Origin of the sequence: Streptomyces sp. NPDC051243 (genome assembly GCF_044455405.1) — a bacterium.
GTDB lineage: Bacteria > Actinomycetota > Actinomycetes > Streptomycetales > Streptomycetaceae > Streptomyces.
The window spans coordinates 169,799-196,305 of record NZ_JBITES010000021.1; the positions used below are offsets into that span (position 1 = coordinate 169,799).

Genomic DNA, 26,507 nt, shown 5'->3' on the forward strand with positions numbered 1-26,507 from the left:
ACAGGACCCGCACGATCCCCCTGGTCATCGCGGAGTCGCACCGGCCCGGGTTGTCAGTGCCCGTCACACCGGATCCTCGAAGCCCCGTTGTCAGTGGCACCCCCTACAGTCACCGACATGGCGACACTTCCGAACCCCCTGCCGAAGCTGGCCACCGACCCCACGGGCACCGCCCTCGGCCTCCAGCTCCCGCCCGGGAGACTCCTGGACGCGACCGTGGAGGGTCCGTGGCACGAGCCGCTGCTGTGGCTCGCGAACGAGAAGGCAACACCCGGCTCCTGGGCCGCGCTGGCCCCGGCCCGGCGGACCGCCGGCCTGCTGTCGGTCGTCCTCGACGCGGGCGGCCGCCACGGCGGCCCGGAGCTGTGGGAGTTGGCGCCCGAGGCGATGTCGTACCCGGGAGATCACGACGCCGAGGAGGTACTGGCGGATCTCTGGGACGAATACGCGGCGGGCGAGACGGAAGAGGAATGGCCAGGCCTGGCCGACGCCCCCGCCGCCGCCTCCGCCGACGACCCCGCTCCCGCCCCCGTCTCCGCCGACGACCCGGACGCGGTCGCCATGGACATCGCTGACTCCCTGGCCGAGAGCGGCGGCCTGCTGGAGGAACCCCGCCTCGCCCTCGTCCCGGCCCGCCGCAGCGCCGACATCCCGGCGGCGATCGGCTGGACGGGCCCGGTGAACCACGAGAGTGACGTGGCCCGCCTCTGCGCGGTGCTGCGCTCCTGGGAGGACCGGTTCGGCATACGGGTCGTGGCACTCGGCTTCGACCAACTCCTCGTCTCCGTGGCCTTCCCGCCGACCACCCTGGCCGAGGCGGAGGCCGTCGCCGCCGAGCACTTCGCGTTCTGCCCGGACAACATCCTCCAGAGCGGAGACAACACGGTCCGCGCATACGCCGAGAAGCGGCTGCTCAACCAGCCGGCCTGGCACTTCTGGTGGGACTGACCGAAGACTGACCGCTCATCGAGCGCGGACCGGCCCAGGAACGGCCGTCCGTTGAGGAGGAGGTGGCGTTCGGCCATGACGCTCTGGACGTAGACGCGCTGGGTGAAGGGCGAGCGCGGGTCGGTGCCGGCCTGGAGGAGCCACAGCTCCAGCGGCCCGTCGCGCGACGCGTGGTCGAGCCGGTGCCGGCGTTCCGCGTCCCGGAACTCGACACTGGCCGTCAGCGGCTCGATCACCGGCCCTCGATCACCGGCCCTCCGTCACCGGCCGTAGGCCCGAAGCCCCTCCCCCAACCTCCGCAGCCCCTCCCCGATCTCCTCCGGCGTCTGCGTGACGAAGCACAGCCGCATCGTCGACCGATCGGGCTCACCGGCGTAGAACGGCGCCCCGGGGACGTAGGCGACATCGTGCCGCACCACCTCGGGGAGCAGGGCCGTCGTGTCGTACGGCTCCGGCAGACGGGCCCAGAGGAACATCCCGCCCGTGGGCCGGTTCCAGGTCGAACCCTCCGGCAGTGCCTGCGCCAGCCCCGCCAGCAGGGCGTCGCGGCGTTCACGGTAGACGTCCCTGACGCGGGCCACGTGGGCGTCGAGGCCGGTGAGGTAGCGGGCGGCGGCGAGTTGGTTGAGGGTCGGGGTGTGCAGGTCGGCGGCCTGCTTGGCGACCACGCAGGCGCGCCGCAGGGCGGCCGGTGCGCGCAGCCAGCCGAGCCGCAGCCCCGGCGCCATCACCTTGGAGAAGGACCCGAGCAGCACCGTGCGGTCCTCCGCCCCCGGGTAGGAGGAGATCCAGGGCACGCGCTCACCCTCGTACCGGAGTTCGCCGTACGGGTCGTCCTCGACGATCCACACCCCGCACCGGGCGGCGACCTCCGCGACGGCCGCCCTGCGCTCGGCGGGCAGGGTTCTGCCGGTCGGGTTCTGGAAGGTCGGCACGGTGTAGAAGAGCTTGGGCCGCTCCCGCGCGACCAGCTCCTCCAGGGCCTGCGGATCCACGCCCTGCGCATCCCCCGGCACGGCGACGACCCGCGCTCCCGCAAGCCCGAAGGCCTGAAGTGCCGCCAGATAACAGGGGTCTTCGACGAGGACCGTGTCCCCGGGATCCAGCAGCGCGGTGGCGAGGAGCGACAGACCCTGCTGGGAGCCGGTGCTGACGAGCAGGTCGTCGGCGTCTGTCGGAAGACCTCGCGCCGACATGCGCGCGGCGAGGCCCGTACGCAGGCTGGGCTCGCCCTCGGTCGTGGAGTACTGCAGCGCCTGAGCCGGCGTCTCGGCGAGTACGTCACGGAAGGCGGCCGCGATGCCGTCCCGGTCGAACAGCTCGGGCGCCGGCAGCCCGCCGGCGAAGTTGATGACCTCGGGACGGGCGGTGACGGCGAGGATGTCGCGCACGGGCGAGCCGCCCACCGACGCGGCCCGCGCCGCGAGTGACGGCACGTCGGCCCGGACGGGGTCGGGCGCGGACTCGGTCAAGCTCATGACAGGACTCATGACAGAACTCATGACACGGCTCCTTCGGCTGCGACGACGAGAGCGACGGCTCGTGCCGGGCAGCCTAGAGAACTACATGCCGCCTACACGCAGCTTTCCGGAATACGGACCGCCAGAGACCGACAGGGCCGACAGGGCCGACAGGGCCGACAGGGCCGACAGGGCCGACAGGGCCGGCAGGGACCTAAATGGCCCCGCCACACCCCTCAATGGCTCCACCGAGGGCCCCTGCCTCCAGGGTTTCGGCCCGCCCGGCGTCCCACGCCCAGCCTCCGGGACGGCCCGTCCCCGCAGGTCAACGACGGTCCCGCCACTCCGGCGTCCCGAATTCCCGCGCGAAGGTGGCGGCCGGGAGGGATGATCGCGCAGGCTGTGGAACGACCCCAGCCCCCACCCGAGGAGAGGGCCACTCCATGTCCGCGTCCGCACCCCCCGCCCGCCGCCCCCGCGTCCGGCTCCTCGCCGCCACGCTGGCGGCGATCGCCGCGCTCACGCTCACCGCGTGCGAGGACGGCCAGGGCCTGCGCGACGAGGGGCCGTCGACCCCGACGACCCCCACGGCCACGACCACGACGACGACCACAACCACGACGCCGAAGGCGCCCGACAATCCATGACCGGACGGACCCCGTACCGCACCCGGTACGCGGTTACCGCGTCAGGAACGGCTGCCCAGCATCTGCGCCGCCTCAGTCGCCCAGTAGGTGAGGATGTTGCGCGCGCCCGCCCGCTTGATGCCGGTCAGCGTCTCGAGAATCGCCCGGTCCCGGTCGATCCAGCCCTTCTCGGCGGCGGCCTCGATCATCGAGTACTCGCCGGAGATCTGGTAGGCGGCAACCGGCACGTCCACCGCGTCGGCGACCCGGGCCAGGATGTCGAGGTAGGGCCCGGCCGGCTTGACCATCACCATGTCGGCCCCCTCCTCCAGGTCGAGGGCCAGCTCCCGCAGCGACTCCCGCACGTTCGCCGGATCCTGCTGATAGGTCTTGCGGTCCCCCTGCAGCGAGGAGGCGACGGCCTCCCGGAAGGGCCCGTAGAAGGCGGAGGCGTACTTGGCGGTGTAGGCGAGGATGGCGACGTCCTCGCGCCCGATCTGATCGAGCGCGTCACGGATGACGCCGATCTGCCCGTCCATCATCCCGCTGGGCCCCACCACATGGGCCCCGGCGTCGGCCTGCACCTGAGCCATCTCGGCGTACCGCTCGAGCGTCGCGTCGTTGTCGACGCGCCCTTCCGAGTCCAGCACGCCGCAGTGCCCGTGATCGGTGGTCTCGTCGAGACAGAGGTCGGACATGACGAGAAGCTCGTCCCCCACCTCGGCCCGCACATCCCGGATGGCGACCTGCAGAATCCCGTCAGGATCGGTCCCGGGCGTACCCAGGGCGTCCTTCTTCCCCTCCTCGGGCACCCCGAAGAGCATGATCCCGGAGACACCGGCCTCAACAGCCTCGGCAGCGGCCTTCTTCAGGCTGTCCCGGGTGTGCTGAACGACCCCCGGCATGGCGGCGATCGGCACCGGCTCGCTGACGCCCTCGCGCACGAAGGCCGGGAGGATGAAATCAGCGGGGTGCAGCCTGGTCTCGGCGACCATACGCCGCATGGCGGGAGTGGTCCGCAGACGCCGCGGCCGCGTGCCGGGGAAGGATCCGTACGTCGTCATGCCACCTACGCTACGCCCGCCCCGGCAGCACCTTTGCCGACGATACGTCGGGACGGCGGCCCGGCATGCGACGACCACGAGCACGGGTCCATCCTGAAAAGGGCCCGGAAATCCTCACCGCCCCCCACCCCCCGGACCGCCCCTCCGTACCCACACAACGGAGGCCACCATGACCGCCCCGCACCACCACAACACCCCCGACCTCTTCGCCCTGTCCGAGATCCACGGCCCGGTCCTGCGCCCGGGCGACGACGGCTACGCCGACGAGGTGACCGGCTTCAACCTGGCGGCGCTGCACACACCGGACGTGGTCGTGGGCGCGACGGGCGCCGACGACGTGGTGACGGCGCTGCGCTGGGCGTCGGCGACCGGCACACCGGTCGCGGTACAGGCGACAGGCCACGGAGCGAACTTCCCCGTCCCCAACGGCCTGCTGCTGAACACGACCCGTATGACGCAGGTCCGCATCGACCCGGACCGGCGCCTGGCGACGATCGCGGCCGGAGCGAAGTGGTCGCATGTCCTGGAGGCGGCCGCACCCCACGGCCTGGCCGCACTGTGCGGCACGTCCACCGACTCGGGAGCGGTCGGCTACACGCTCGGCGGCGGGCTGCCCGTCATGGGCCGGGCCTACGGCTACGCGACCGACCTGGTCCGCTCCTTCCAGGTCGCCACGCCCGACGGCAGGCTCCACGAGTGCGACCCCGACAACGAGCCGGAGCTGTTCTGGGCTTTGCGCGGCGGCAAGGGCAACGTGGGCGTGGTCACCTCCATGACCTGCGAACTGATCCCGCTGCCGACGGTCCTGGGCGGCGGCGTCTACTACCCCGGCGAGCACGCCGAACCCGTGCTGCGCACCTGGATCGACTGGACACGAACACTGCCGGACGAGATGTGCAGCGCCTTCGCCCTCCTCCGCCTGCCACCCATCCCGGAGATCCCCGAACCCCTGCGCGGCGGCTTCTGGGCCCGCGTCGCGATCGCCTGGCCCGAAGACCCGGCCGAGGGTGAACGCCTGCTGGCCCCGATCCGCGCGGCCGCACCGGTGGCGGTCGACACGGTGGAGGAGATGCCCTACGCGGCCCTGGACCGCATCCACTTGGAGCCGCAGGACCCGCTCCCCGCCCGCGAGTCGTGCACCCTGATGCGCGATCTCCCACCCGACGCCATCCGCACGTTCCTGTCCCAGGCGGGCCCCGAGGTCCCCGACTACCCCCTGCTCATAGTGGAGATCCGCCACATGGGCGGCGCCCTCGCCCGCCCCGCCCGCGAGGAGGACGCGATCTGCGCCCGGGACGCGAACTACCTGCTGGAAGCGGTCGGCGTCCTGGCCGCGCCACCCCTGGCCGCGGCCATAGAAGAGGCCACAACCGCCCTGCACACAGCGATGGCCCCCTACGGCACAGGCCTCACAATGATCAACATCCACGGCACCCCGGGCGACGACTCCGACCGCGCCCGAGCCTGGACCCCGGAGGTCTACGACCGCCTGCGCAAGGACAAGTCGACCTACGACCCGGAGAACCTGCTCCGATTCGGCCACATCGTCGCCCCTGCGTAGGCCGACTCCAATAACACACACGGTCCTCGCATCACCCTCACGGCCAGGGGCCTTGGCGACCCGCGGGCAGAGACAGGTGTCCGCCATAATCGTGCAGCATGGATGACGTGCTGGAAGTTCTCGTGCCGACGATCATGTTCCTGGTGATTGCCGCTGGTTTCGTCGGCGTCATCTACGGCATCAGACGTGTGAACAAAAGGGACGTGCGGAGCGAGCAGGATCAGGCGGGGCTTGTCCAGCTCGCCCAGGAACGCGGCTGGAACTACACCGCACAGATACCCGGCGGGGCAGAGCGATACGTGGGAGCGCCGCCGTTCCGCGCAAAGGGTCATTTCCTTTGGGACCACGTCGCCGGTGAATTCCGGGGGCACGCTGTCAGCTGCTTCGAGTACCGTCCGCGCGATTTCGACGCCGACGACGCCGGGACGAATGATCACCGGTATTTCGTCGCGTTCACCGTCACGATGCCGACACCCACGCCCGAGATGATCATCGACAGGCCGAATATGCTGGAGCGGGCGGACAACCGTCTCAACAACGTGTTCGGCCTCGGCGACAACGAGGTGAAGCTGGGGAACCCGGAATTCGACGAGGACTTTCGCATCATCACTGACGACGAGCCGTTCGCACGAACGGTGATGACCGAGGATCTGGTGCGGTTCCTCCTTTCCGACCCGCGCGTCAAGGATGGGCCTCTCCGGTTCCACGGGAACGAGCTGATCACGTGGTTCGAGGGACGACTGCGGCCGGACGGGATCGACGCGAAGCTGAACTACCTGTGCGACGCCCTGGAGCGGGTGCCGGCACAGGCCTGGCACTCAGTCTGAGTGGAACTGCTCATGGGTGAGCCCCTCGCGGATCTGATCCGCGAGGGGCTCACCCATGAGTGCCGTGACGCATGAGAGTTACGCTGCGGCGGGGTCCGCGGGGCGAACTGACCGAACGAACTCCTTGAAGTCGTCCTGGACCGCATCGAGCTGGGACAACTTGGATGTCAACGTGAACTCGAGCACCGCACGCCTGGCCGGGTCGTGCACATCCTGCATGGTCACGTGCACCTGGCTCTGCACCAGCTCCACGGGCAACCCGCGCAGCCTGCCCGAGAGGCGGAGGGTCTGGGTGAGCACGGGCGCCTCCGGTGTTCCCACCTGATGCCGCTTGGCGACGCGCACCGTCATGCCCTGACTCAATCGTTGGACCGACTCATCGGCGAGGGTGACCAGGTCAACCAGGTCTTCCCGCATCTTGCCGGCGATGGTGATATTCGCGGTGAACCCGTCCCGGGACTCGGGGTGGAGCGCGACGAAAGCGACCTCCGGGGCACCCACCTCATCGGGGGACACGGGCTGCCAACCCTCCGGCAATGAAAATTCGATCTTCACCGGCAACATGGTCGCCATGGTGGATCATCTCCTTCAGTGTGCGGAATTCGAAGTAGCGTCAGCCGAAGGGGTTCCACTCTTTCACCGTGTCTCCGACATCATCAAGGCCAACAAAGTCGGCTGCGTCACCGATCGAATCGACGACCTTACCCGGGTCGATCTCGATCTGCCCGCCTACGCTGCCGCCCACCCCAACTGTGGCACCCAACTCCCCACCGATGACGAACTTCCCGTCCTTCATACCGGCATCAAAGGTGGCTTTGCCGCCGAGTCCGTAACTTACCTCGGCCTTGCCACCGATCCCGACACCGGCGACATCGCCGTGGCCCTCCACACCCGCCTTGCCGCCCACAAATCCCTCAACGCCGGCATGCACACCGTCCTTTCCCACGGCCGCCTTGGCTGACGCTTCGGCGCCGACGGATGCCGAGGCCTTTCCGCTGGCGGCAAAGGGGCCGTTCTCGATACTGCCCTCCGCGGAAGCTGCTACAAGGTTGGCGGAAGCGCCGACTCCGGCCTGCAATCTGCCTTCGGCAATGGACGCCCCTGCGGTTGCCTGCGCCGAGAGCACCTGGACGCCGGCCTTTCCCGCGGCCTTCCCGCCCGCCCACTCCGTCTCGCCTTCGGCCTCGGCCTTCCATGCCTCCGCTTCGGCGCTCCTCTCCCACAACTTGGCCTCATGGCCTGCCTTGGGCTTGGCGTTGGGATCCTCGGCGGACTGGCCGTTGGCCGTGCCCCAGGTACGGTGCTCTGCCCCCGTGAGGTCCTTGGTCTGGGCCTCGTAAAAATTCTTGCCGTAGCTGGACTTCCCGGATTCCTTCTGGTTCTCGGCCGTTTTCGCCGCCCGCGCCAGCCAGTCCGGGGCCTTGTCGGAGTCGCCGGACAGTTCCTTGAGCTTGTCTGCCGCCTTGTCGCCTTCGTCCCGCAGATACTGCCGAGCATTGTTCAAGGTCAACTCGGCGTGGCTTTTGTCGCCACCGTCCCACAGCGCGATGGCCTCTCGGGCCTGCCGCTGCGCCTCGCTCAGCGCCGCGGCGTACGTGCTGATCGTCGAGGCGGCCTCGGACATCTGGTCGGACGCGTAAAGCCAGTTCTTCTTCTCGCCGGCGAGCTTCTCGGAGAATCCGTCGCTGGCCGGCCCGGTCCAGCCGGAAATACGTACGCCGCCCAGTCCGTCACCAACATCCTCGAAGTTGCCGGAATACTTCCTGAGTGACTGCGCAATACTTTCCAGGTTCCCCGCGTCGCCGGGGATCAGCTCCTTAGGATCTTTCGTCTCGTCCAGATCGGCCGCCATGCCCGTCCCCCGTTCTTACCGTCCCGCGTGAGACGGACTCACCAGCCGCTCTGCCTCGGCATCCGATCGCTCATAGTTGTCGGCCGTCCTCTTGAGTTCATCCGCCAAGTCGGTCGAACGTTCCCCGAGGACCCCGACGGCCACGTCCCACGTGTCGCAGAATTTTTCGAACTTCCCGGACACGATCAGATTGCCAAATTCCTCCACACTGCGATTCAGTGCACCGAAATCGGCATCCTTGGCCGGATTCAGACATTTTTGAATGCCTGAAGCGCCACCCCTGAGTTCTTCCGGATCGGCACGAAAGCCATCCATACCCATATTCGAATCACCGCCCCCGTGAATGCATGCCAAAGACAGGCAGGTCGGCACTGCCGTCGGCGACGAAACATATCACTGACCTGCGCCGTCAGGATGCACGGGGAGCTCCGGTACCCACGTCCACAAAACCGCCAGGAAAATTCCCCAAGTCACACAGGTCCGCCGCCCGATAAACCGATTCGCCATCGCAGGGAAAGAACAAGTGGAGGCGCCGACTACACCCTCGACGCCATCGACGCAACGATGGGTTCACGAATCTCAGGAAGAGTGGGGAAAGAGTGAAGATATCGCGGACCTCTCCACCGTCGACGTGCTCGCCGAGAACGCACACCTGAGGGTCGACCAAAGCAATCTCATGAGCCAGTCCGGCCCTGCCGGTATGCTCCGTGTCATTTGTGTCTTGCTCATCCGAAATGGAGTACATCCATGGCCGTACCCCGGCTGTCCGCAGCAACTTCGATCCTCTCGGCCGTAGCCGTGGGCGCATTGCTCGCCGGCTGTTCCGCATCAGTGAATGTCGAGAAGACCGAGCCGAAAATGTCTGCGGAAAAGCTGGCCAACCTGGTCGCCGAAAAACTGGCCTCCACCGCGAACCAGCCGAAGCCGGACGTCACCTGCCCCGAGGACGTCCCCGCGAAGGTCGGCACGACCACCCGGTGCACGCTCACTGCGGACGACGGCACCAGCTTGGGCGTCACGGCGACCGTGAGCTCGGTCGAGGGCACCAAGATGAACTTCGACATCCAGGCCGACGAGACACCTACCCCGGCGCCGAACTGACCCCCGCCACAGGCGGAAAACGAAAGACAAAGAAGGAGGGCGAGGCCGAACCGGCCCCGCCCTCCGCCCCGCACAAGACCCGTCAGGTCGTCGTACGCCGCCGCCGAGCCCCCGGCCGACGCTCGCTCGGCCGCGTCACCGGATCACCCGCGTCCAGCGCCGCCGCCCGCCGCGCCGCCCCGAAGTCGGCGAGCGCCTCGGCCAGCTTGTGCACGGACGGCTCGGGAGCCATCACGTCCACCCGAAGCCCATGCTCCTCGGCGGTCTTGGCGGTGGCCGGCCCGATACAGGCGATCACCGTCACGTTGTGCGGCTTCCCGGCGATCCCGACCAGATTCCGCACAGTCGACGACGAGGTGAAGAGAACGGCGTCGAAGCCACCGCCCTTGATCGCCTCCCGGGTCTCCGCCGGCGGCGGCGAGGCCCGCACGGTCCGATAGGCCGTGACGTCATCGACCTCCCAGCCCAGCTCGATGAGCCCGGCCACCAGCGTCTCCGTGGCGATGTCGGCACGCGGCAGAAAGACGCGATCGATAGGGTCGAACACCGGGTCGTACGGCGGCCAGTCCTCCAACAGCCCCGCAGCCGACTGCTCCCCACTCGGCACGAGATCCGGCTTCACACCAAAAGCCACCAGCGCCTTCGCCGTCTGCTCCCCCACCGCGGCGACCTTGATCCCGGCGAACGCCCGGGCATCGAGCCCGTACTCCTCGAACTTCTCCCGCACGGCCTTGACCGCGTTCACCGACGTGAAGGCGATCCACTCGTACCGCCCGGTCACCAGCCCCTTGACCGCCCGCTCCATCTGCTGAGGCGTCCGCGGCGGCTCGACGGCGATCGTCGGCACCTCGTGCGGCACGGCCCCGTAAGACCGCAGCTGGTCGGAGAGCGACGCCGCCTGCTCCTTCGTACGCGGCACGAGCACCCGCCAGCCGAAGAGCGGCTTGGACTCGAACCACGACAACTGGTCGCGCTGGGCGGCGGCGGAACGCTCACCGACCACGGCTATCACCGGCCGCCCGCCCTCCGGCGAAGGCAGCACCTTGGCCTGCTTCAGCATCTGGGCGATGGTCCCGAGAGTGGCCGTCCACGTCCGCTGCCGCGTAGTGGTACCGGCAACCGTCACAGTCATCGGCGTATCCGGCTTGCGCCCCGCGGACACCAACTCACCGGCAGCCACGCCGACGGCGTCCAGCGTCGTGGAGACCACGACCGTCCCGTCCGAGGCGCCCACCTCGGTCCAGCACCGGTCGGAAGCCGTCCGCGCGTCGACGAACCGCACATCCGCGCCCTGCGCGTCCCGCAGCGGCACACCCGCATACGCGGGCACGCCCACGGCCGCGGCGACACCCGGCACGACCTCGAACGGCACGCCCGCCGCGGCGCACGCCAGCATCTCCTCGGCGGCGTACGCGTCGAGCCCGGGATCCCCGGACACCGCACGCACGACCCGCCTGCCGCCCCGCGCGGCCTCCATGACAAGATGTGCGGCATCCCGCACCGCGGGTGGCCCAGCGGTTGTTGACGCGCCGTCAACAACCGCCAGCTGAGGCGTGCCTGTGCCCGGAGCGGCGTCCGACGAGGGACCCGTGTCCGTGTGCACTTCGGCCACGCCTTGTCTGGCGTGCTTACGTACGACGTCGAGCACCTCGTGCTCGGCGACGAGTACGTCGGCGTTCGCCAGCGCCTCCACGGCGCGCAGAGTCAGCAGCCCCGGATCCCCGGGTCCGGCACCGAGGAAGGTGACGTGCCCGTGTTCAAGGCCGGTGGGAAGGGTGGTGGGGCTCAATGTGCTCGCTCCCCCATCAGACCGGCCGCGCCCTGGGCAAGCATCTCGGTGGCGAGTTCGCGACCGAGCGCCAGCGCTTGGTCGTGCGTCTCGGGCACGGGACCGGTGGTGGACAGCTGCACCATGCGGGTGCCGTCGGTCGTGCCGACGACGCCGCGCAGGCGCATTTCCTTGACAATCTGCCCGTCGGCCAAAAGGTCGGCCAGCGCGCCCACAGGTGCGCTGCAACCGGCCTCCAGGGCGGCGAGCAGTGACCGCTCGGCGGTCACGGCGACCCGCGTGAACGGGTCGTCGAGCTCGCCGAGCGCGGCGATCAGGTCCGCGTTCTCCGCGGTGCACTCGATCGCCAGTGCCCCCTGGCCGGGGGCGGGCAAAACCGTGTCGACTGACAGAAAATCAGTCACCTCGTCGATGCGCCCGATGCGCTGCAGTCCAGCCGCAGCCAGCACCACCGCATCCAGCTCACCATCACGCACGAACCGGATCCGCGTATCCACGTTCCCGCGAATCGCAACCGTCTCGATATCGAGGCCGTGCCCGCGCGCGTACGCGTTCAGCTGCGCCATCCGGCGCGGCGAACCCGTACCGATGCGCGCCCCGCGCGGCAGGTCGGTGAACTTCAGCGCGTCCCGCGCGACGATCACATCGCGCGGATCCTCCCGCACGGGAACGGCCGCCAGGACCAGTTCCGCGGGCTGCGTGGTCGGCAGGTCCTTCAGGGAGTGCACCGCGAAGTCGACCTCGCCGCGCAGCAGCGCGTCCCTCAGCGCGGTGACGAACACACCCGTGCCGCCGATCTGCGCGAGGGCCTCGCGCGAGACATCGCCGTACGTGGTGATCTCGACGAGCTCGACGGGCCGTCCGGTCAACCGGCGCACCGCGTCCGCGACCTGCCCGGACTGCGCCATGGCGAGCTTGCTGCGCCTGGTGCCGAGCCGTAGTGGCTGCTGAGTCATCTTGGGCCTCGGTCCTTCTCGGTGCTGTCCTCGGCGCGGGAGACGGAGGCCACCGTCTCCTGGTCGAGGTCGAACAGGGTCCGCAGCGCGTCCGCGTACCCGGCGCCGCCGGGCTCGGCCGCGAGTTGTTTGACCCGCACGGTCGGCGCGTGCAGCAGCTTGTCGACGACGCGTCGCACGGTCTGCGTGATCTCGCTGCGGTGCTTGTCGTCGAGCCCCGGCAGCCGGCCCTCGAGGCGGGCGATCTCGCTCGCCACGACATCGGCGGCCATCGTGCGCAGCGCGACGACGGTGGGCGTGATGTGCGCGGCCCGCAGCGCCGCCCCGAAGGCCGCGACCTCGTCGGAGACGATACGGCGGACCTGGTCGACGTCGGCCGCCATCGGAGCGTCGGCGGAAGCGTCCGCCAGCGACTCGATGTCGACCAGCCGCACCCCGGTGAGCCGGTGCACGGCGGCGTCGATGTCGCGCGGCATGGCGAGGTCGAGCAGCGACAGGACCGGCGCGAGGCGGGGCGCCTCCGCGACGGGCTCGGGCTTGCGGCGCTCGGGGATCCGGCCCACCGTGGCCACGGTCGCGGCGAGCGCGGTGATCAGCTCGGCGTCCGCTTCGGGGCTGCGCCGGGCCGCCTCACGCCGGTCGACGGCACTGCCGGCCGCCCAGGCCGCGTGCTGCTCCAGCGTGGCCGCGTCCATGCCGGCGACGGCGGCCTCCCCGAGCACAGAGAAACCTCCCTGCACGGCGGTGAGGTCCAGCGGGCAGTTCTCGTCGGTGCCGACGCTGGTGGGCGGCAGCGGGGTCTGCCGTACGTCGGCGGAGTCGGCATTCGTCCTGGGGGCGGGCGCCTTGTCGGCCGTACGGCCGCTGCCGCCCGCCTCCTCGAAGGCGACCGGCCGCCCGGTACGGCCCTCGACCGCCGCGGCGATCTCCTCGGCCGTCAGGACGAGCCCGGTCGCGCCCGTGCAGGAGACGGCGACATCGGCACGTGTCAGCTCGACCGGCACCGAATCCATCGGTACCGCGCGGGCGGGCACGTCCAGGTCGCCGGCCTCGGTCAGGATCTGCGCGAGGCGCTCGGCGCGGTCGAAGGTGCGGTTGGCGATGACGATCTCGGCGACACCGGCACGCGCGAGCGTGGCGGCGGCCAGCGAGGACATCGAACCGGCGCCGATGACGAGGGCCTTCTTGCCGTGCGCCCACGCCGTGACGTCGGTCCCCACGGCCAGCTGCTCCAGGCCGAAGGTGACCAGCGACTGTCCGGCGCGGTCGATGCCGGTCTCGGAGTGGGCGCGCTTGCCGACCCGCAGGGCCTGCTGGAACAGGTCGTTCAGCAGCCGCCCGGCGCTGTGCAGCTCCTGCGCCTTGGCGAGGGAGTCCTTGATCTGCCCGAGGATCTGCCCCTCGCCGACGACCATGGAGTCGAGGCCACAGGCCACCGAGAACAGGTGGTGGACGGCGCGGTCCTCGTAGTGGACGTAGAGGTACGGCGTGAGCTCGTCGAGCCCCACCCCGCTGTGCTGGGCGAGCAGCGTGGACAGCTCGGCGACACCGGCATGGAACTTGTCCACGTCGGCGTACAGCTCGATGCGGTTGCAGGTGGCCAGCACGGCGGCCTCGGTGGCCGGCTCGGCGGCGACCGTGTCCTGCAGCAGCTTGATCTGGGCGTCCGCGCTCAGCGCGGCCCGCTCCAGGACGCTGACCGGGGCGCTGCGGTGGCTCAGCCCCACGACGAGGAGACTCATGCCGGCATCACGGCGGGTACGTCCCCGTCGGGCCCCTGGTCGGCGGAGTCGGCGGCGGGCTCCTCGCGGGTGACGGCGGTCGGCGCGGCGCCGTCGGCGTGGGTCTCCTCGCCGGCCTTGCGCTGCTCGTGGAAGGCGAGGATCTGCAGCTCGATGGAGAGGTCGACCTTGCGCACGTCGACGCCCTCCGGCACGGACAGCACGGTCGGCGCGAAGTTCAGGATGGAGGTGACCCCGGCGGCCACGAGCCGGTCACAGACCGGCTGGGCGGCACCGGCGGGGGTGGCGATGACACCGATGGACACGCCGTTGTCCTGGATGATCTTCTCCAGGTCGTCGGAGTGCTGCACGGGAATCCCGGCGACCGGCTTGCCGGCCATGGCCGGATCGGCGTCGATGAGCGCGGCGACCCGGAAGCCGCGCGAGGCGAACCCGCCGTAGTTGGCGAGCGCGGCGCCGAGGTTACCGATACCGACGATGACAACCGGCCAGTCCTGGGTGAGCCCCAGCTCACGGGAGATCTGATAGACGAGATACTCGACGTCGTAGCCGACACCGCGCGTTCCGTACGACCCGAGGTACGAGAAGTCCTTGCGCAGCTTGGCGGAGTTGACCCCCGCCGCGGCCGCGAGCTCCTCGGAGGAGACCGTGGGTACCGAGCGCTCCGACAGTGCGGTCAGCGCGCGGAGGTACAGCGGAAGCCTGGCGACGGTGGCCTCGGGAATCCCTCGGCTACGGGTCGCCGGTCGGTGTGTTCGGCCAGTTGCCACGGTGCTCCTGCGGGTAGAGCGGGGCTGCAGGCGGTCACGCGTACCTAGACCGCCCCGTCGAATGCAGGCTATGTCTTTGTGAACGCGTGCACAAAGATGGTGTCCGATTTGCCCGCCCAACGTGACCGGGCTCACGCGCGCCCGGCGCACAGGTATGGAACCGGCGCATACGCACCACCGTTCCTCTGCTTTCGGGGGCAAAACCGCACACTCTCCTCAACGATGCCCGCCCCCCAGACCAGGTCGCCGTCGATCCTAAGCCAGTTTTCCGACCAGTTGGACTAGCTGGTCAGTGCTTTGCGGAGGCGATCTTCGTTCACGCGCCAGAACGTGTGCTGGGCGCCGTCGACCAGGACGACGGGGATCTGCTCCCAGTACTGGTCATGGAGTCGGGAGTCCTGGGTGATGTCCTTCTGTTCCCATGGCACCCCGAGTTCCCCGCACACCTTCTCGATGACGATCTGTGCGTCATCACACAGATGACAGCCGGGTTTACGGATAAGTGTGACCAGCCGGTCCCGGGGCGACTTGGCCGTGGCGCGACGAAAGAGGGGGCTCATGTCAGCCATTCTCGCGCGCCGACCCGCGCGGGCTCGATCGCGCGCTCGCCACGCGGTTTAACTGCGCGGTCGCGGAGAGTTCACAACCTTCAAACCTCTCGACTCCGGAAGCACCGAACAAACTGGCTATGCTCACGGTCATGGCCGCTCTTGGATGGCTCACTCCCCGTAGGCGTTCCGCCACGGCGCGGAGCGTGTTGGCTGGCGAGGCCTCGGCGGAGGCAGCGCGCAAGTCGTCGCAGGAAGCGACAGTGTCCGAGGTCCCGGAGGACTCCTCCGCGGAACCGGAGTTCCCGGTGCTCGGCGACGAGAAGGCCGCCGCCTTCTTCGACCTGGACAACACCGTGATGCAGGGCGCCGCGCTGTTCCACTTCGGACGGGGCCTGTACAAGCGGAAGTTCTTCGAGACCCGCGACCTCGCCAAGTTCGCCTGGCAGCAGGCGTGGTTCAGGCTGGCGGGCGTCGAGGATCCGGAGCACATGCAGGACGCGCGCGACTCGGCGCTGTCGATCGTCAAGGGCCACCGGGTCTCCGAGCTGATGTCGATCGGCGAGGAGATCTACGACGAGTACATGGCCGAGCGCATCTGGCCCGGTACCCGCGCCCTCGCCCAGGCCCACCTGGACGCCGGCCAGAAGGTGTGGCTGGTGACGGCGGCCCCGGTGGAGATCGCCCAGGTGATCGCCCGTCGCCTGGGGCTGACCGGCGCCCTGGGCACGGTGGCGGAGTCGGTGGACGGCGTCTACACGGGCAAGCTGGTGGGCGAACCGCTGCACGGCCCGGCGAAGGCGGAGGCGGTCCGCGCCCTGGCCGCGGCGGAGGAGCTGGACCTCTCGCGCTGCGCGGCCTACAGCGACTCGCACAACGACATCCCGATGCTCTCCCTGGTCGGCCACCCCTACGCCATCAACCCCGACACCAAGCTCCGCAAGCACGCCCGCAAGCTGGACTGGCGCCTGCGCGACTACCGCACCGGCCGCAAGGCGGCGAAGGTCGGCATCCCGGCGGCCGCCGGAGTGGGCGCGGTGGCCGGAGGCACGGCCGCCGCGATCGCACTGCACCGTCGGCGCCGGTAGAGGCCGTACAACGGCAGGACCCCGCACAAGAGCCCCCGCTCCTCAGAACGACACTCCCCAGCGCCGACCGGCCCAGCTCGATCCGGTCGGCGCTGAGCTGTGCACGTCCCGGAGGGCGGCTGAGCATGTGCGCGCCCCGGAGAGCGGCTGAGCATGTGCGCGCCCCGGAAAGGGCCAGACACGCCGCCGCGACATACGACGAGTCGACCACGCCCGGCCATGCGGCCAATCCGCACTCCATACCCCCGCAACCCCCTGTCCAGTCCCCTTGGCTGCACACGGCCACAACACGCCCCGGACTCAGCCGGAACACGGGCGGATTCGATCAACAAGCGGTCACTCTGCGGCACTTGATCGGGCGTCAATCGGTTACAGAAGAGACGCAATCGGTGATTTGAGCAACTGGGCGTAGCAGTGCCTGCACGAAGCGTTATTCTCCTCAGACGCAAACCGGTACCCCTCCGTCGCTACGACGGGTGAACGGTCCCGCACTGCACGTGATGGAAGCTCTGCCTCTGGGAGTCCCGTGTACCCACACGTCGGGGTTGACGCCTCGGGCCTGGCTACGCTGCGCGCAACGGTCCAAGACCTGTTGCGCGGCTTCGTCCCCACCGCGTACGCCGTCCCCGCCCTCGCCGTAACCGCCGTACCCGTAGGCCCGTGCTACGCGCTCGCCGACGGCACCGCCGCCGTCGGCAGACGGGGGCGCTCGGCCGGTGCGGCGACCGCTCGGCGGCCGGCCGCGGACAGCGACAGCGCTCGAATGATGGATCTGGTGGAACGCGCGCAGGCCGGCGAGGCCGACGCGTTCGGACGGCTCTACGACCAGTACAGCGACACCGTTTACCGCTACATCTACTACCGCGTCGGAGGGAAGGCGACCGCCGAGGACCTCACGAGCGAGACCTTTCTGCGGGCCCTGCGCCGCATCGGCACCTTCACCTGGCAGGGCCGGGACTTCGGTGCCTGGCTCGTCACCATCGCCCGCAACCTCGTCGCCGACCACTTCAAGTCCAGCCGCTTCCGGCTGGAGGTGACCACCGGCGAGATGCTCGACGCCAACGAGGTCGAACGCTCCCCCGAGGACTCCGTCCTCGAGTCGCTCTCCAACGCCGCGCTCCTCGACGCCGTACGCCGGCTCAACCCGCAGCAGCAGGAGTGCGTCACCCTCCGCTTCCTCCAGGGCCTCTCCGTCGCGGAGACCGCCCGCGTCATGGGCAAGAACGAGGGCGCCATCAAGACCCTCCAGTACCGGGCCGTGCGCACCCTCGCCCGGCTGCTTCCGGACGACGCGCGCTGACCGCGCCGACCGGACCGATCCAGCACTCTCCGCAATCACCAACTCACCGTCGGTGAAAGTCTGTTGACTTCGCTATCCGTTCATCCGGCGTCCGTAACCCAAGTGCCGAGCCGCTCGTTGTGCGGGATGCAGGCTCCCTGTGGTCACTCCCTGGCCGACTTCGATCACTCGATCGTGTGGTTGTGGTCAGGGCGTGCAACCCTCAGGACCCCCTGGGGAGCCGACCGTCATCACGAGAGGAGGTGCCGCCAGTGATCGCGAACGTATCGGCACACCGGCGGGCGAACGCCTTCGCCCAGGCCCTGGAGGAGCTGACCGACCGGGGCTCGGCGGCCGAGCAGGCCGAGCAGCCCGATGGATCGGCACCGCCACCGGCTGCTGCGGAACAGACCGAGCAGGGACGCCTGTTGGCCCTCACCGAGAGTCTCGGCGAGCTGCCCAGGCCCGCGCTCGACCCCGAGGTCAAGGTCGTCCAGAGGGCCCAGCTCGTGGCCGCGATGGAGGCCATGCTGCAGGAGGGCACAACGGCGGGCGAGGCGGGCCCGGCCCTGCCGGAGCAGCGTTCGGATCGGGCACGGGGGGCTCATCGGGCCTCCCCCCTGGGGAAGTTGCGGCCCCGTTCCCGGCTCGCCAAGGGTCTCACCGCGGGCGGGCTCAGCGTAGGAGTCGCCGCGGGAGCCTTCGGCGGAGTGGCCGCCGCGAGTTCCGACGCCTTGCCCGGTGACTCCCTCTACGGCCTCAAACGCGGCATCGAGGACTTCAAGCTCAACGTCCTGGCCGACGGCGACGACGAACGCGGGCGCGCCTACCTCGACCACGCCTCCACCCGGCTGAGCGAGGCCCGGCGACTGATGGAGCGCGGCCGCGGCGGAGAGCTCGACCACGAGTCGCTCTACGCGATCCGCCGCGCCCTGTCCGGCATGCAGCACGACGCCTCGGAGGGACACCGCCTGCTGCGCGAGGCGTACGAACGCGATCCGGGCTCCCTGGGCCCCATCCAGGCCCTCTCCGCCTTCTCCCGCTCACACCGCGCGGCGTGGGGCAACCTGCGCGAGCGGCTTCCCCTCCAGCTCGTGGACGTCAGTGACCGCGTGTCGTCGGTGTTCGACGCCATAGACGAAGAGGTCGCCCCGCTGGAGTCCCTCCTGCCGCAGCCACCGACGCAGAGCGGCGACGGCAAGCAGGGAGGCGGTTCCGGGTCGGCGTCCACCGGTACGTCCGACTCCGACCGGTCGGCCCGCCCCAGCGCCGGCGGCAGCGGCTCCTCCGACGGCAACCGGTCCAGCAGCCCCAGCAAGTCGGCCGAGGGCTCCGGCAGCGAGGGCGAGGGCCTGCTCGGCGGCAGCACCGGCGGCCTGCTCGACCCGCCGAAGGACACCAGCGGCACCGGCACCTCACCGTCCACCTCGACGCCGAGCACCGAACCCGCCGTCACCCTCCCGCCCCTGCTTCCCGGCCTTCTGCCGGGTCTGGGCATCGAGGGCGAGGACGCGAACTGACCACTCCCGAAGAGCGATTCGCACGGCGATGGGGGCGCCCCTCCTGAGAGGGGCGCCCCCATCGCCGTGATCATCCGACAAGCCGTACAAACGTTTCTTCGGTCAACGCCCCCCAGCAGACGTCAGAAGAAGACCGACCTCCGCTGCACCAACAACTTGTACAGCGTGTGCTGGATCTGCTCCCTGACCTGGTCGGTCAGGTTGAACATCAGCATCGGGTCCTCGGCGGCCTCAGGTGGATAGCCGTCCGTGGGGATCGGCTCGCCGAACTGGATCGTCCACTTCGTCGGGAGCGGGATCGCGCCCAGCGGGCCCAGCCACGGGAACGTCGGGGTCAACGGGAAGTACGGGAAGCCCAGCAGGCGGGCCAGGGTCTTCGCGTTGCCGATCATCGGGTAGATCTCCTCGGCCCCGACGATCGAGCACGGGATGATCGGCGCGCCCTTGCGCAGGGCCGTGGAGACGAAGCCACCGCGGCCGAAGCGCTGCAGCTTGTAGCGCTCGGAGAACGGCTTGCCGATGCCCTTGAAGCCCTCCGGCATCACCCCGACCAACTCGCCCTGCCCGAGCAGCCGCTCGGCGTCCTCTGCGCAGGCCAGGGTGTGGCCGAGCTTGCGGGCGAGTTCGTTGACCACCGGCAGCATGAAGACCAGATCGGCGGCGAGCAGACGCAGGTGACGCCCGGCGGGATGGTGGTCGTGCACCGCGACCTGCATCATCAGGCCGTCCAGCGGCAACGTCCCGGAGTGGTTGGCGACGATCAGCGCGCCGCCCTCGGACGGGATGTTCTCGACGCCCTTCACCTCGACCCGGAAGTAGTTCTCGTACACCGGGCGCAGCAGGGACATCAGGACCTGGTCGGTGAGCTCCTCGTCGTACCCGAAGTCGTCGACCTCGTAGTCCCCGGTGAGGCGGCGGCGCAGGAAGGCCAGGCCGCTCGCGATGCGCCGCTCCAGGCCGCCCTCGTCCCGGGGCTGCTGCGGCGGCTGTTGCTCACGTGTCACAGGAACATCATCCTGCGCGAAGGACCGTCCGGGGAGGGGCTGGACCTCGCGTACCAGCGCGGATTCACCGTTCTTGCGCCGGCTCCCCGCACTGCGGCGCCGCGTGGGCCGTTGCACGGCGCTTCCGCGGGACCGGTCGTCGTCGAACGGAATGACCTTGGCGTCCGCCATCGTTGATGCGCTCCTCAGTTGGCGCTCTGCGTCGGGGGGTGGCCGCCGCCCAGCACGGGCAGCGCGGCGATCCGGTCGACGGCCCCCGCAAGGGCCTCCGGCGGCAGCAGACCGGGTCCGCGGCTGCGCGCGAACTCCGCGAAGGTCTCCGCCGTCGTGAACTTCGGCTTGAATCCGAGCGTCTCTCGCATCTGGTCCGTCGCCACGACCCGGCCGTGCGTGAGCAACCGGATCTGTTCGGGCGAGAAGTCCGACATACCCAGCGTACGCACCGCCGAGCCCGCCCAGGTGACCGCGGGGAGCAGCAGCGGCACGGTGGGGCGGCCCAGCCGCCGGGAGCACTGCGAGAGCAGCAGGACGCCGTCGCCGGCGATGTTGAAGGTGCCGCTGTTGAGGGTGCCCCGCTCCGGCTCGTGCGAGGCGATGCGCAGCACCTCGATCACGTCGTCCTCGTGCACGAACTGCAGCCGAGGGTCGTAGCCGAAGACGGTCGGCAGCACGGGCAGCGAGAAGTACGAGGCGAGCGGGGTGTCGGCGGTCGGCCCGAGGATGTTGGCGAACCGCAGCACACACACGGCGACGTCCGGCCGCCGCCGCGCGAACCCCCGCACATAGCCCTCGACCTCCACCGTGTCCTTGGCGAAGCCGCCGCTGGGCAGGGACTTGGGCGGGGTGGTCTCGGTGAAGACGGCGGGGTCGCGGGGTGCGGACCCGTAGACATTCGTACTGGACTTGACCACGAGCCGCTTCACGCTCGGCGACTTCTGGCAGGCGCCCAGCAGCTGCATCGTCCCGATGACGTTGGTCTCCTTGACCGTGGTCCGGCTGCCACTGCCCAGCGCGGTACCGGTCACGTCCATGTGTACGACGGTGTCGGCGCCGCTCTCGGCCAGCACCCGCGCGATGGTGGGCTGCCGGATGTCGGCCTGGATGAAGTCGGCACCCCCCAGATGGTGCTCGGGCGGCACCGCGTCCACGGCGACCACCCGGTCCACCTGAGGGTCACGCTGGATCCGTCGTACGAACCGGCCCCCCAGTTGACGGGCCACTCCGGTCACGAGCACGACCTTGCCCAAGATCAGCGCCTTCCTTCCAGCACTCGTACCCCTGCCGAGTTCCCCGTGTGCGGCCAACTTAGCGGGTCGATGTTGCGCTGTGATGACCACCCAATGCATGAAGTGACGAGAATTCCCTGCGTACGACCGGACGGATCAATCCCTTGTCCAGGCATACGCACAGGGTTCGACCCTTCGCACACCGTCCCCGATACGCGTGTGGCCCCCCACCGAGTCTGGTGGGGGGCCACAAAGACGCCACGTACGCGGCGCCGCGCTTACTTCTTGTTGCGACGCTGAACGCGCGTGCGCTTGAGCAGCTTGCGGTGCTTCTTCTTGGCCATCCGCTTGCGCCGCTTCTTGATAACAGAGCCCACGACTACCCTCGCTCACTTCTCATCACTCGGTGTTTGGGCGCCATGGGCCCACACGACCTACGAGGGGCTAGCCTACCCGCCCGAGCGCTGAGGTCGTAATCGAGGGGGCGAGGGTGAATCCCGAAGAGCCCTGAGGATCCTCCCCCGCCCACGGCCGTCAGGCGGTTTCCACCCCCACATAACTCTCGCGGAGGTACTCGTGAACCGCTTGCTCGGGGACGCGGAAGGACCGCCCCACCCGGATCGCGGGCAGATGACCGCTGTGCACCAGCCGGTACACGGTCATCTTCGACACTCGCATCACCGAGGCGACTTCCGCCACGGTAAGGAACTGAACCTCGTTCAGAGGCCTCTCGCCAGCTGCAGCCATGACACACCTGAACCTTCCGCACTCGACGGCCACCGGCTTCCCCTTCCGGTGACTCTTCGTCGCTGCGTGCTCACTCCCCAGACTAGGGGCGGGTGATGCGAGTGGGGAAGAGGTGCAGCCATCGGCGACCTACTGTGACAGACACGCTCGATTGAGTACGTAGCGGGTAAGCGGCCGGTAGTAATCAGACCGCACAGCGTCATCAAGTGGAACGACGACGGACACGGACCCCTCGGCCTCCCCCACAAAGAGCGCGGGGTCATTCGTATCGGCGAGACCAATGGCCTCAAACCCCAGCTGACCTGCTCCGCAGACCCAACCGTGGTCCCCGATCACCAGCTCCGGCAGGGGCCCGCCGGCCTCGGCCGCGGCGGCCAGAGCGGTACGAACCGGGAGCGGCGAGTGGGTGTGTGCGCCGGTCTCACGCCCGGTGCTCGGAGCGCCGGGTTCCCGCGCCAACGCGACTCCTCGTACGTAGTCAAGGTTGTACGTGCGTAGGCCGAACCGGGTCGTTATGTCGATACAACGACCATGCGCGGGGGTGAGGACGGCACACCCCGCCGCCGACAACGCGTCCGCCAAGGCGGCGTAGAAGCCGAGCAGTCGATGCGGATGCCCGGTACCGATCAGCACCGGCGCGCCACGCTGGGCGGCTGCCCCGATCCGATCGGCGAAGGCATCCAAACCGCTCAAAGTCCGCCCAGGATCGATCACATCAAGACCGGATACGTGCGTCGGATCGGCCGAAACCCCACACTTGTCCGCCATCAACTCGATCAGATCGCCCAGCCGCCAGCTCCACTCGGGATCGAGCCCGATGAGCACCCGAGGATCCCGGGCAGCGAAGAGCCGATAACTCCTGAGACTGTCCTCCCGCGAAGTGGCCACGATCCCGGCAAGCCGAGCGGCCAGGAGGTGGGCACGGAGGGCTCCGGTACTCAACACGTGAGCGATGGTGACGGACCGGGCTGCACGAGGGCAGGGGAAACGGGGAAACAACGCGCGGTTGGGCTAAGGCACTCCGTTCCCGCCCCTGGGGAGAGCCCGCCCGCCGGGGAGAACCCGCCCCGAAGGAGCCCCGTCCCGCGGGAACCCCCGTCCCGAGGGATCCTGCAAGCTCCCGGCCGCACCCCGCCTACGCCAGCAACCCCCGCAACGGAAACACAGCCTTACGAGTGGCCAGCACAGCCTGATCCAGCCGATCCGCAGGGTCGTACCCCGCCTCCCAGTCCCCCCAGGACACGGGCCACCGCCCATCCGTCATCCGCGCCGGCCCCAACTGCCGGGTCCGCGCGAAGACTTCCTGCCGCCAGCCCTCCGGAATCATCGCCTCGGGTTCGATCGGCCGCCCCGCCGCGATCCCCACCAGATGTGTCCACGACCGCGGCACGACGTCCACCACGGCGTACCCACCGCCCCCCAGGGCGACCCACTTCCCCTCGGCGTACTCATGCGCCAGGTCATGACACGCCACCTGCACAGCCCGCTGCGCGTCCAACGACACGGCGAGATGCGCCAACGGATCCTCGAAGTGCGTATCGGCCCCGTGCTGAGTCACCAGCACCTGCGGCCGGAAGTCAGCGATGATCTCCGGCACCACGGCGTGAAACGCCCGCAGCCACCCCGCGTCCCCGGTGCCGGCCGGCAACGCCACATTCACCGCCGACCCCTCCGCGCCCGCGCCACCGGTCTCCTCCGGCCACCCGGTCTGCGGAAACAACGTACGGGGATGCTCGTGCAACGAGACCGTCAGCACCCGCGGGTCCTCCCAGAACGCCGCCTGCACCCCGTCCCCGTGATGCACATCGACATCGATGTAGGCGACCCGCTCGGCCCCCAGTTCCAACAACCGCGCGATGGCCAGCGAGGCGTCGTTGTAGATACAGAACCCCGAGGCGCCCCCCGGCATCGCATGGTGCAGCCCACCCGCGAAGTTCACCGCGTGCAGTGCGTCCCCCCGCCACACGGCCTCCGCCGCCCCCACCGACTGCCCGGCGATCAGCGCCGACACCTCATGCATCCCCGCGAACGCGGGATCATCCAGCGTGCCGAGACCGTACGACTGATCCGCGGCCCCCGGATCCGCCGAGGCCGCCTTCACAGCCGCGATGTAGTCCTCCCGGTGGACCAGCCGCAACGTCGAGTCGCCGGCCGGCTGCGCCGAGACGACGTCCACGTCCTTGTCCAGCCCGAAGGCATCGACGAGTCTCCTGGTCAGCGCGAGCCGGACCGGGTCCATGGGATGGTCCCGGCCGAAGTCATAGCCCGTTACTGCCTCGTCCCACATCAGCTGTGCGCGGCCGCTCATGCCCGCCACCGTATCGGTCCGGTTGAGCGGCGAACGACCGGGCGTACACAAGCGTCACCAGCACCAACACCATCGGCACCAGCATGGCCCCGCGATAGCTCCAGACATCGCCCAGCGCACCCACCAGCGGCGACCCGATCAAAAACCCCACGTAATTGAACACATTGAGCCGAGCAATGGCCGCGTCCGAAGCCCCCGGACCGTACTTCTCGGAAGCGTGCCGCCCCGCCGCCGCGAACGTCTGCGGAACCAGCACACACAGCCCGATCCCCAGCAGCGTGAACCCCAGCATCCCGACCCACGCCCCCGGCGCCCCGGCCACCACCGCGAACCCGACGGCCGCCACCAGCGCCCCCGTACGCACCACCGCGACGGCCCCGAACCTCCGCACCCCGAAATCCCCGATGGCCCGCCCCAGCAACGTGGTGACCATGTAGACGTTGTACGGCACGGTCGCCAGCTGCTCCGAACTCCCCAGGACGTCCTGCAGATACTTCGCACTCCAGTTGGAGACGGTGGAGTCCCCGATATAGGCGAAGGTCATCACCAGACAGAACGGCAACAGCACCTTGAAGGCGACCGCCCCACCCTCCCCCGACTCCCCAGCCACGACATCGGCCCCACCCCCGCCATCGACGTACCACCGACTCCCCACCAGCGCGGCCGGCAACAACACCACGACGACCGGCAGATACGACACGAACAGCGCGAGATCCCAGTGCGCCCCCACCCAGGCCAGCGAGGCCCCTACGATCCCGCCGAGGCTGTACACCGCGTGAAAGCTGAGCATGATGCTGCGCCCGTACGACCGCTGCAGGCTCACCCCGAGCATGTTCATCGAGGCGTCGAGCACACCCACGGCCAGCCCGAACGCGGCGAGCGCGACCCCCAGCTCGACCATCCGCTCCCCCGCCCCGACCCCGAGCAGCGCCAGGAGCACGACGGGCTGGGACCACCGCAGCAGCCGGCTCGGCGGTATTCGCCTCACCAGCCGCTCCGTCGCCACACTCCCGACACCGGCCAGGACCGGTACGGCGGCGAGGAACGCGGGCAGCAGCGCGTCGGAGACCCCGTACCGGTCCTGGATGGCCGGAATCCGGGTCACGAGCAGGGCGAAGGCGACACCCTGCGCGAAGAAGCTGAACGACAACGAGGCCCTACCGCGCCGCAGCACATCAGTCATGGCGGCGAGCGTAGGGCTCCGGACTACCCGTGGGTAGATCCAGCCAAAGATGAATTTCCCTCAGCTTCACCTACGGCGCCCGCAGAAAGCCGCCGCCCCCGCCCACCCGCCGGCCGCTCCCAAGCGTCACACCAGCAGTCCAACCAACTCCCTCATGCCCGAAAAGAGTTGATCGGCACCCGCGAGCCTGCGGGCAGGCGTCATCGCGGTGAATCCGAAGACATCCATCCCGGCTGCGACGGCCGCCTGCACCCCCAGCGGACTGTCCTCGACGACGACACACCGCTCGGGCACGACCCCCATCCGCTCGGCCGCGTACAGAAACAGATCAGGCGCCGGCTTCCCCTGACCCACATCCTGCGAGCTGAAGATCCGCCCGTCCTCGAACCACCGGTCCAGCCCGGCCGCCCGATGCCCCACCCGGATCCGCTCATGACTCCCCGAGGAAGCCACGCAGTACGGCACCCCGTCCCCGGCCAGCCGCGCCAGCACGTCAGCGGCCCCGTCCACAGCCTTCAACTCCCGCTCGAACGCCGCGAACACCCGCGTATGAAAGACGTCATCGAAGTCCGCCGGCAGCCGCCGTCCCGTCCGCTCCTCGATCAGATCGTGGATCCGGTGCATCGCGGACCCCATGTAGTCCCGAATGGAGTCCTCGTACGACGTCGGATGCCCCAGCTCGGTCAGGTACTCGGCCAGCAACCGGTTGGAAATGGGCTCGCTGTCGACGAGCACACCGTCGTTGTCGAAAATGACGAGGTCGTAGCGCATACCGCGAGCCTAAACGCAGAAAACCCCGCACCGAAACGGTGCGGGGTTTTCTTCAAAATTTGTTCGGCGGCGTCCTACTCTCCCACAGGGTCCCCCCTGCAGTACCATCGGCGCTGTAAGGCTTAGCTTCCGGGTTC

Annotated in this window: 26 protein-coding genes and 1 rRNA gene; 8 read left to right on the top strand and 19 right to left on the bottom strand. The window is 69.4% G+C overall.

Annotation, left to right across the window (positions count from 1 at the left end; translation table 11 throughout):
* Positions 1 to 117: 117 nt before the first annotated feature.
* Positions 118 to 948 (top strand): DUF4253 domain-containing protein, encoded by an 831-nt coding sequence (locus ACIBAG_RS40485; protein ID WP_399112481.1) that lies wholly within the window; start codon positions 118 to 120, stop codon positions 946 to 948.
* 260 nt (positions 949 to 1,208) lie between these two features.
* Here ACIBAG_RS40485 and ACIBAG_RS40490 read toward each other — a convergent pair whose 3' ends face one another.
* The gene (locus ACIBAG_RS40490; protein ID WP_399112483.1) at positions 1,209 to 2,426 is read right to left on the bottom strand and encodes a PLP-dependent aminotransferase family protein; all 1,218 of its coding nucleotides are present in this window, start codon (positions 2,424 to 2,426) and stop codon (positions 1,209 to 1,211) included.
* A gap of 425 nt (positions 2,427 to 2,851) precedes the next feature.
* Here ACIBAG_RS40490 and ACIBAG_RS40495 point away from each other — a divergent pair, with 425 nt between their 5' ends.
* Positions 2,852 to 3,055 (top strand): hypothetical protein, encoded by a 204-nt coding sequence (locus ACIBAG_RS40495; RefSeq protein WP_399112485.1) that lies wholly within the window; start codon positions 2,852 to 2,854, stop codon positions 3,053 to 3,055.
* Positions 3,056 to 3,096: 41 nt separating this feature from the next.
* Here the strand turns inward: ACIBAG_RS40495 and hemB are convergent, their stop codons facing one another.
* Complete coding sequence (hemB, locus tag ACIBAG_RS40500; RefSeq protein WP_399112486.1) at positions 3,097 to 4,098, bottom strand: porphobilinogen synthase; 1,002 nt, start codon at positions 4,096 to 4,098, stop codon at positions 3,097 to 3,099.
* A 169-nt stretch (positions 4,099 to 4,267) separates the two neighbouring features.
* Here hemB and ACIBAG_RS40505 point away from each other — a divergent pair, with 169 nt between their 5' ends.
* Positions 4,268 to 5,659 carry an FAD-binding oxidoreductase gene (locus ACIBAG_RS40505; protein WP_399112488.1) on the top strand — a complete coding sequence of 464 codons (1,392 nt, stop codon included), beginning with the start codon at positions 4,268 to 4,270 and terminating at the stop codon, positions 5,657 to 5,659.
* 98 nt (positions 5,660 to 5,757) lie between these two features.
* On the top strand, positions 5,758 to 6,486 hold the full coding sequence (locus tag ACIBAG_RS40510) for a hypothetical protein (protein WP_399112490.1): 729 nt from the start codon (positions 5,758 to 5,760) through the stop codon (positions 6,484 to 6,486).
* A gap of 78 nt (positions 6,487 to 6,564) precedes the next feature.
* Here ACIBAG_RS40510 and ACIBAG_RS40515 read toward each other — a convergent pair whose 3' ends face one another.
* From ACIBAG_RS40515 to ACIBAG_RS40525, 3 genes are read right to left on the bottom strand one after another with little or no spacing between them, the layout of a single operon-like run.
* Entirely contained in the window at positions 6,565 to 7,059 is a 495-nt protein-coding gene (locus tag ACIBAG_RS40515) for a hypothetical protein (RefSeq protein WP_399112492.1), read from the bottom strand.
* Positions 7,060 to 7,099: 40 nt separating this feature from the next.
* A complete protein-coding gene (locus tag ACIBAG_RS40520) occupies positions 7,100 to 8,338 on the bottom strand; it encodes a putative T7SS-secreted protein (RefSeq protein WP_399112493.1) in 1,239 nt (412 codons plus the stop codon).
* A 15-nt stretch (positions 8,339 to 8,353) separates the two neighbouring features.
* A complete protein-coding gene (locus tag ACIBAG_RS40525) occupies positions 8,354 to 8,653 on the bottom strand; it encodes a hypothetical protein (RefSeq protein WP_399112495.1) in 300 nt (99 codons plus the stop codon).
* Positions 8,654 to 9,085: 432 nt separating this feature from the next.
* On the opposite strand from ACIBAG_RS40525, the gene ACIBAG_RS40530 reads away from it, so the two are divergent.
* The gene (locus ACIBAG_RS40530; RefSeq protein ID WP_399112496.1) at positions 9,086 to 9,439 is read left to right on the top strand and encodes a DUF4333 domain-containing protein; all 354 of its coding nucleotides are present in this window, start codon (positions 9,086 to 9,088) and stop codon (positions 9,437 to 9,439) included.
* A gap of 82 nt (positions 9,440 to 9,521) precedes the next feature.
* Here ACIBAG_RS40530 and ACIBAG_RS40535 read toward each other — a convergent pair whose 3' ends face one another.
* From ACIBAG_RS40535 to ACIBAG_RS40555, 5 genes are all read right to left on the bottom strand, one after another.
* The gene (locus tag ACIBAG_RS40535; RefSeq protein WP_399112498.1) at positions 9,522 to 11,228 is read right to left on the bottom strand and encodes a uroporphyrinogen-III synthase; all 1,707 of its coding nucleotides are present in this window, start codon (positions 11,226 to 11,228) and stop codon (positions 9,522 to 9,524) included.
* Positions 11,225 to 12,184, bottom strand: coding sequence for a hydroxymethylbilane synthase (hemC, locus tag ACIBAG_RS40540; RefSeq protein ID WP_399112500.1), 960 nt, complete (start codon positions 12,182 to 12,184; stop codon positions 11,225 to 11,227). Before hemC ends, ACIBAG_RS40535 begins: the two co-directional genes overlap by 4 nt.
* Positions 12,181 to 13,926, bottom strand: a complete 1,746-nt coding sequence (locus tag ACIBAG_RS40545) for a glutamyl-tRNA reductase (RefSeq protein WP_399112502.1) — start codon at positions 13,924 to 13,926, stop codon at positions 12,181 to 12,183. Before ACIBAG_RS40545 ends, hemC begins: the two co-directional genes overlap by 4 nt.
* Positions 13,923 to 14,696 (bottom strand): redox-sensing transcriptional repressor Rex, encoded by a 774-nt coding sequence (locus tag ACIBAG_RS40550; protein ID WP_399112503.1) that lies wholly within the window; start codon positions 14,694 to 14,696, stop codon positions 13,923 to 13,925. The genes ACIBAG_RS40545 and ACIBAG_RS40550 overlap by 4 nt, the downstream gene beginning before the upstream one ends.
* Before the next feature lie 281 nt (positions 14,697 to 14,977).
* Positions 14,978 to 15,265 carry a glutaredoxin family protein gene (locus ACIBAG_RS40555; RefSeq protein WP_399112504.1) on the bottom strand — a complete coding sequence of 96 codons (288 nt, stop codon included), beginning with the start codon at positions 15,263 to 15,265 and terminating at the stop codon, positions 14,978 to 14,980.
* Positions 15,266 to 15,396: 131 nt separating this feature from the next.
* On the opposite strand from ACIBAG_RS40555, the gene ACIBAG_RS40560 reads away from it, so the two are divergent.
* The 3 genes from ACIBAG_RS40560 to ACIBAG_RS40570 all read left to right on the top strand — a co-directional run bounded on the left by ACIBAG_RS40560 (position 15,397) and on the right by ACIBAG_RS40570 (position 19,131).
* Complete coding sequence (locus ACIBAG_RS40560) at positions 15,397 to 16,332, top strand: HAD family phosphatase (RefSeq protein ID WP_078662550.1); 936 nt, start codon at positions 15,397 to 15,399, stop codon at positions 16,330 to 16,332.
* 526 nt (positions 16,333 to 16,858) lie between these two features.
* Positions 16,859 to 17,632, top strand: a complete 774-nt coding sequence (locus tag ACIBAG_RS40565) for an ECF subfamily RNA polymerase sigma factor, BldN family (RefSeq protein WP_399112506.1) — start codon at positions 16,859 to 16,861, stop codon at positions 17,630 to 17,632.
* A gap of 251 nt (positions 17,633 to 17,883) precedes the next feature.
* Positions 17,884 to 19,131 (top strand): DUF5667 domain-containing protein, encoded by a 1,248-nt coding sequence (locus ACIBAG_RS40570; RefSeq protein ID WP_399112507.1) that lies wholly within the window; start codon positions 17,884 to 17,886, stop codon positions 19,129 to 19,131.
* A 122-nt stretch (positions 19,132 to 19,253) separates the two neighbouring features.
* Here ACIBAG_RS40570 and ACIBAG_RS40575 read toward each other — a convergent pair whose 3' ends face one another.
* The 9 genes from ACIBAG_RS40575 to rrf all read right to left on the bottom strand — a co-directional run.
* Entirely contained in the window at positions 19,254 to 20,306 is a 1,053-nt protein-coding gene (locus ACIBAG_RS40575) for a lysophospholipid acyltransferase family protein (RefSeq protein WP_399112509.1), read from the bottom strand.
* Between the two features lie 14 nt (positions 20,307 to 20,320).
* Positions 20,321 to 21,382 carry an NAD-dependent epimerase/dehydratase family protein gene (locus tag ACIBAG_RS40580; RefSeq protein ID WP_399112511.1) on the bottom strand — a complete coding sequence of 354 codons (1,062 nt, stop codon included), beginning with the start codon at positions 21,380 to 21,382 and terminating at the stop codon, positions 20,321 to 20,323.
* 257 nt (positions 21,383 to 21,639) lie between these two features.
* Entirely contained in the window at positions 21,640 to 21,738 is a 99-nt protein-coding gene (locus ACIBAG_RS40585) for a 30S ribosomal protein bS22 (protein ID WP_003948845.1), read from the bottom strand.
* A gap of 157 nt (positions 21,739 to 21,895) precedes the next feature.
* On the bottom strand, positions 21,896 to 22,108 hold the full coding sequence (locus ACIBAG_RS40590; RefSeq protein WP_004984898.1) for a helix-turn-helix domain-containing protein: 213 nt from the start codon (positions 22,106 to 22,108) through the stop codon (positions 21,896 to 21,898).
* 129 nt (positions 22,109 to 22,237) lie between these two features.
* Positions 22,238 to 23,053, bottom strand: a complete 816-nt coding sequence (locus ACIBAG_RS40595) for a phosphatase (RefSeq protein WP_399112512.1) — start codon at positions 23,051 to 23,053, stop codon at positions 22,238 to 22,240.
* A gap of 190 nt (positions 23,054 to 23,243) precedes the next feature.
* Entirely contained in the window at positions 23,244 to 24,416 is a 1,173-nt protein-coding gene (locus ACIBAG_RS40600) for an acetoin utilization protein AcuC (RefSeq protein WP_399112513.1), read from the bottom strand.
* Positions 24,367 to 25,599, bottom strand: coding sequence for an MFS transporter (locus ACIBAG_RS40605; RefSeq protein ID WP_399112514.1), 1,233 nt, complete (start codon positions 25,597 to 25,599; stop codon positions 24,367 to 24,369). The genes ACIBAG_RS40600 and ACIBAG_RS40605 overlap by 50 nt, the downstream gene beginning before the upstream one ends.
* Positions 25,600 to 25,725: 126 nt before the next feature.
* Complete coding sequence (locus tag ACIBAG_RS40610; protein ID WP_399112516.1) at positions 25,726 to 26,370, bottom strand: HAD family hydrolase; 645 nt, start codon at positions 26,368 to 26,370, stop codon at positions 25,726 to 25,728.
* Between the two features lie 61 nt (positions 26,371 to 26,431).
* Positions 26,432 to 26,507 (bottom strand): 5S ribosomal RNA (gene rrf / locus ACIBAG_RS40615); the annotation flags it as partial.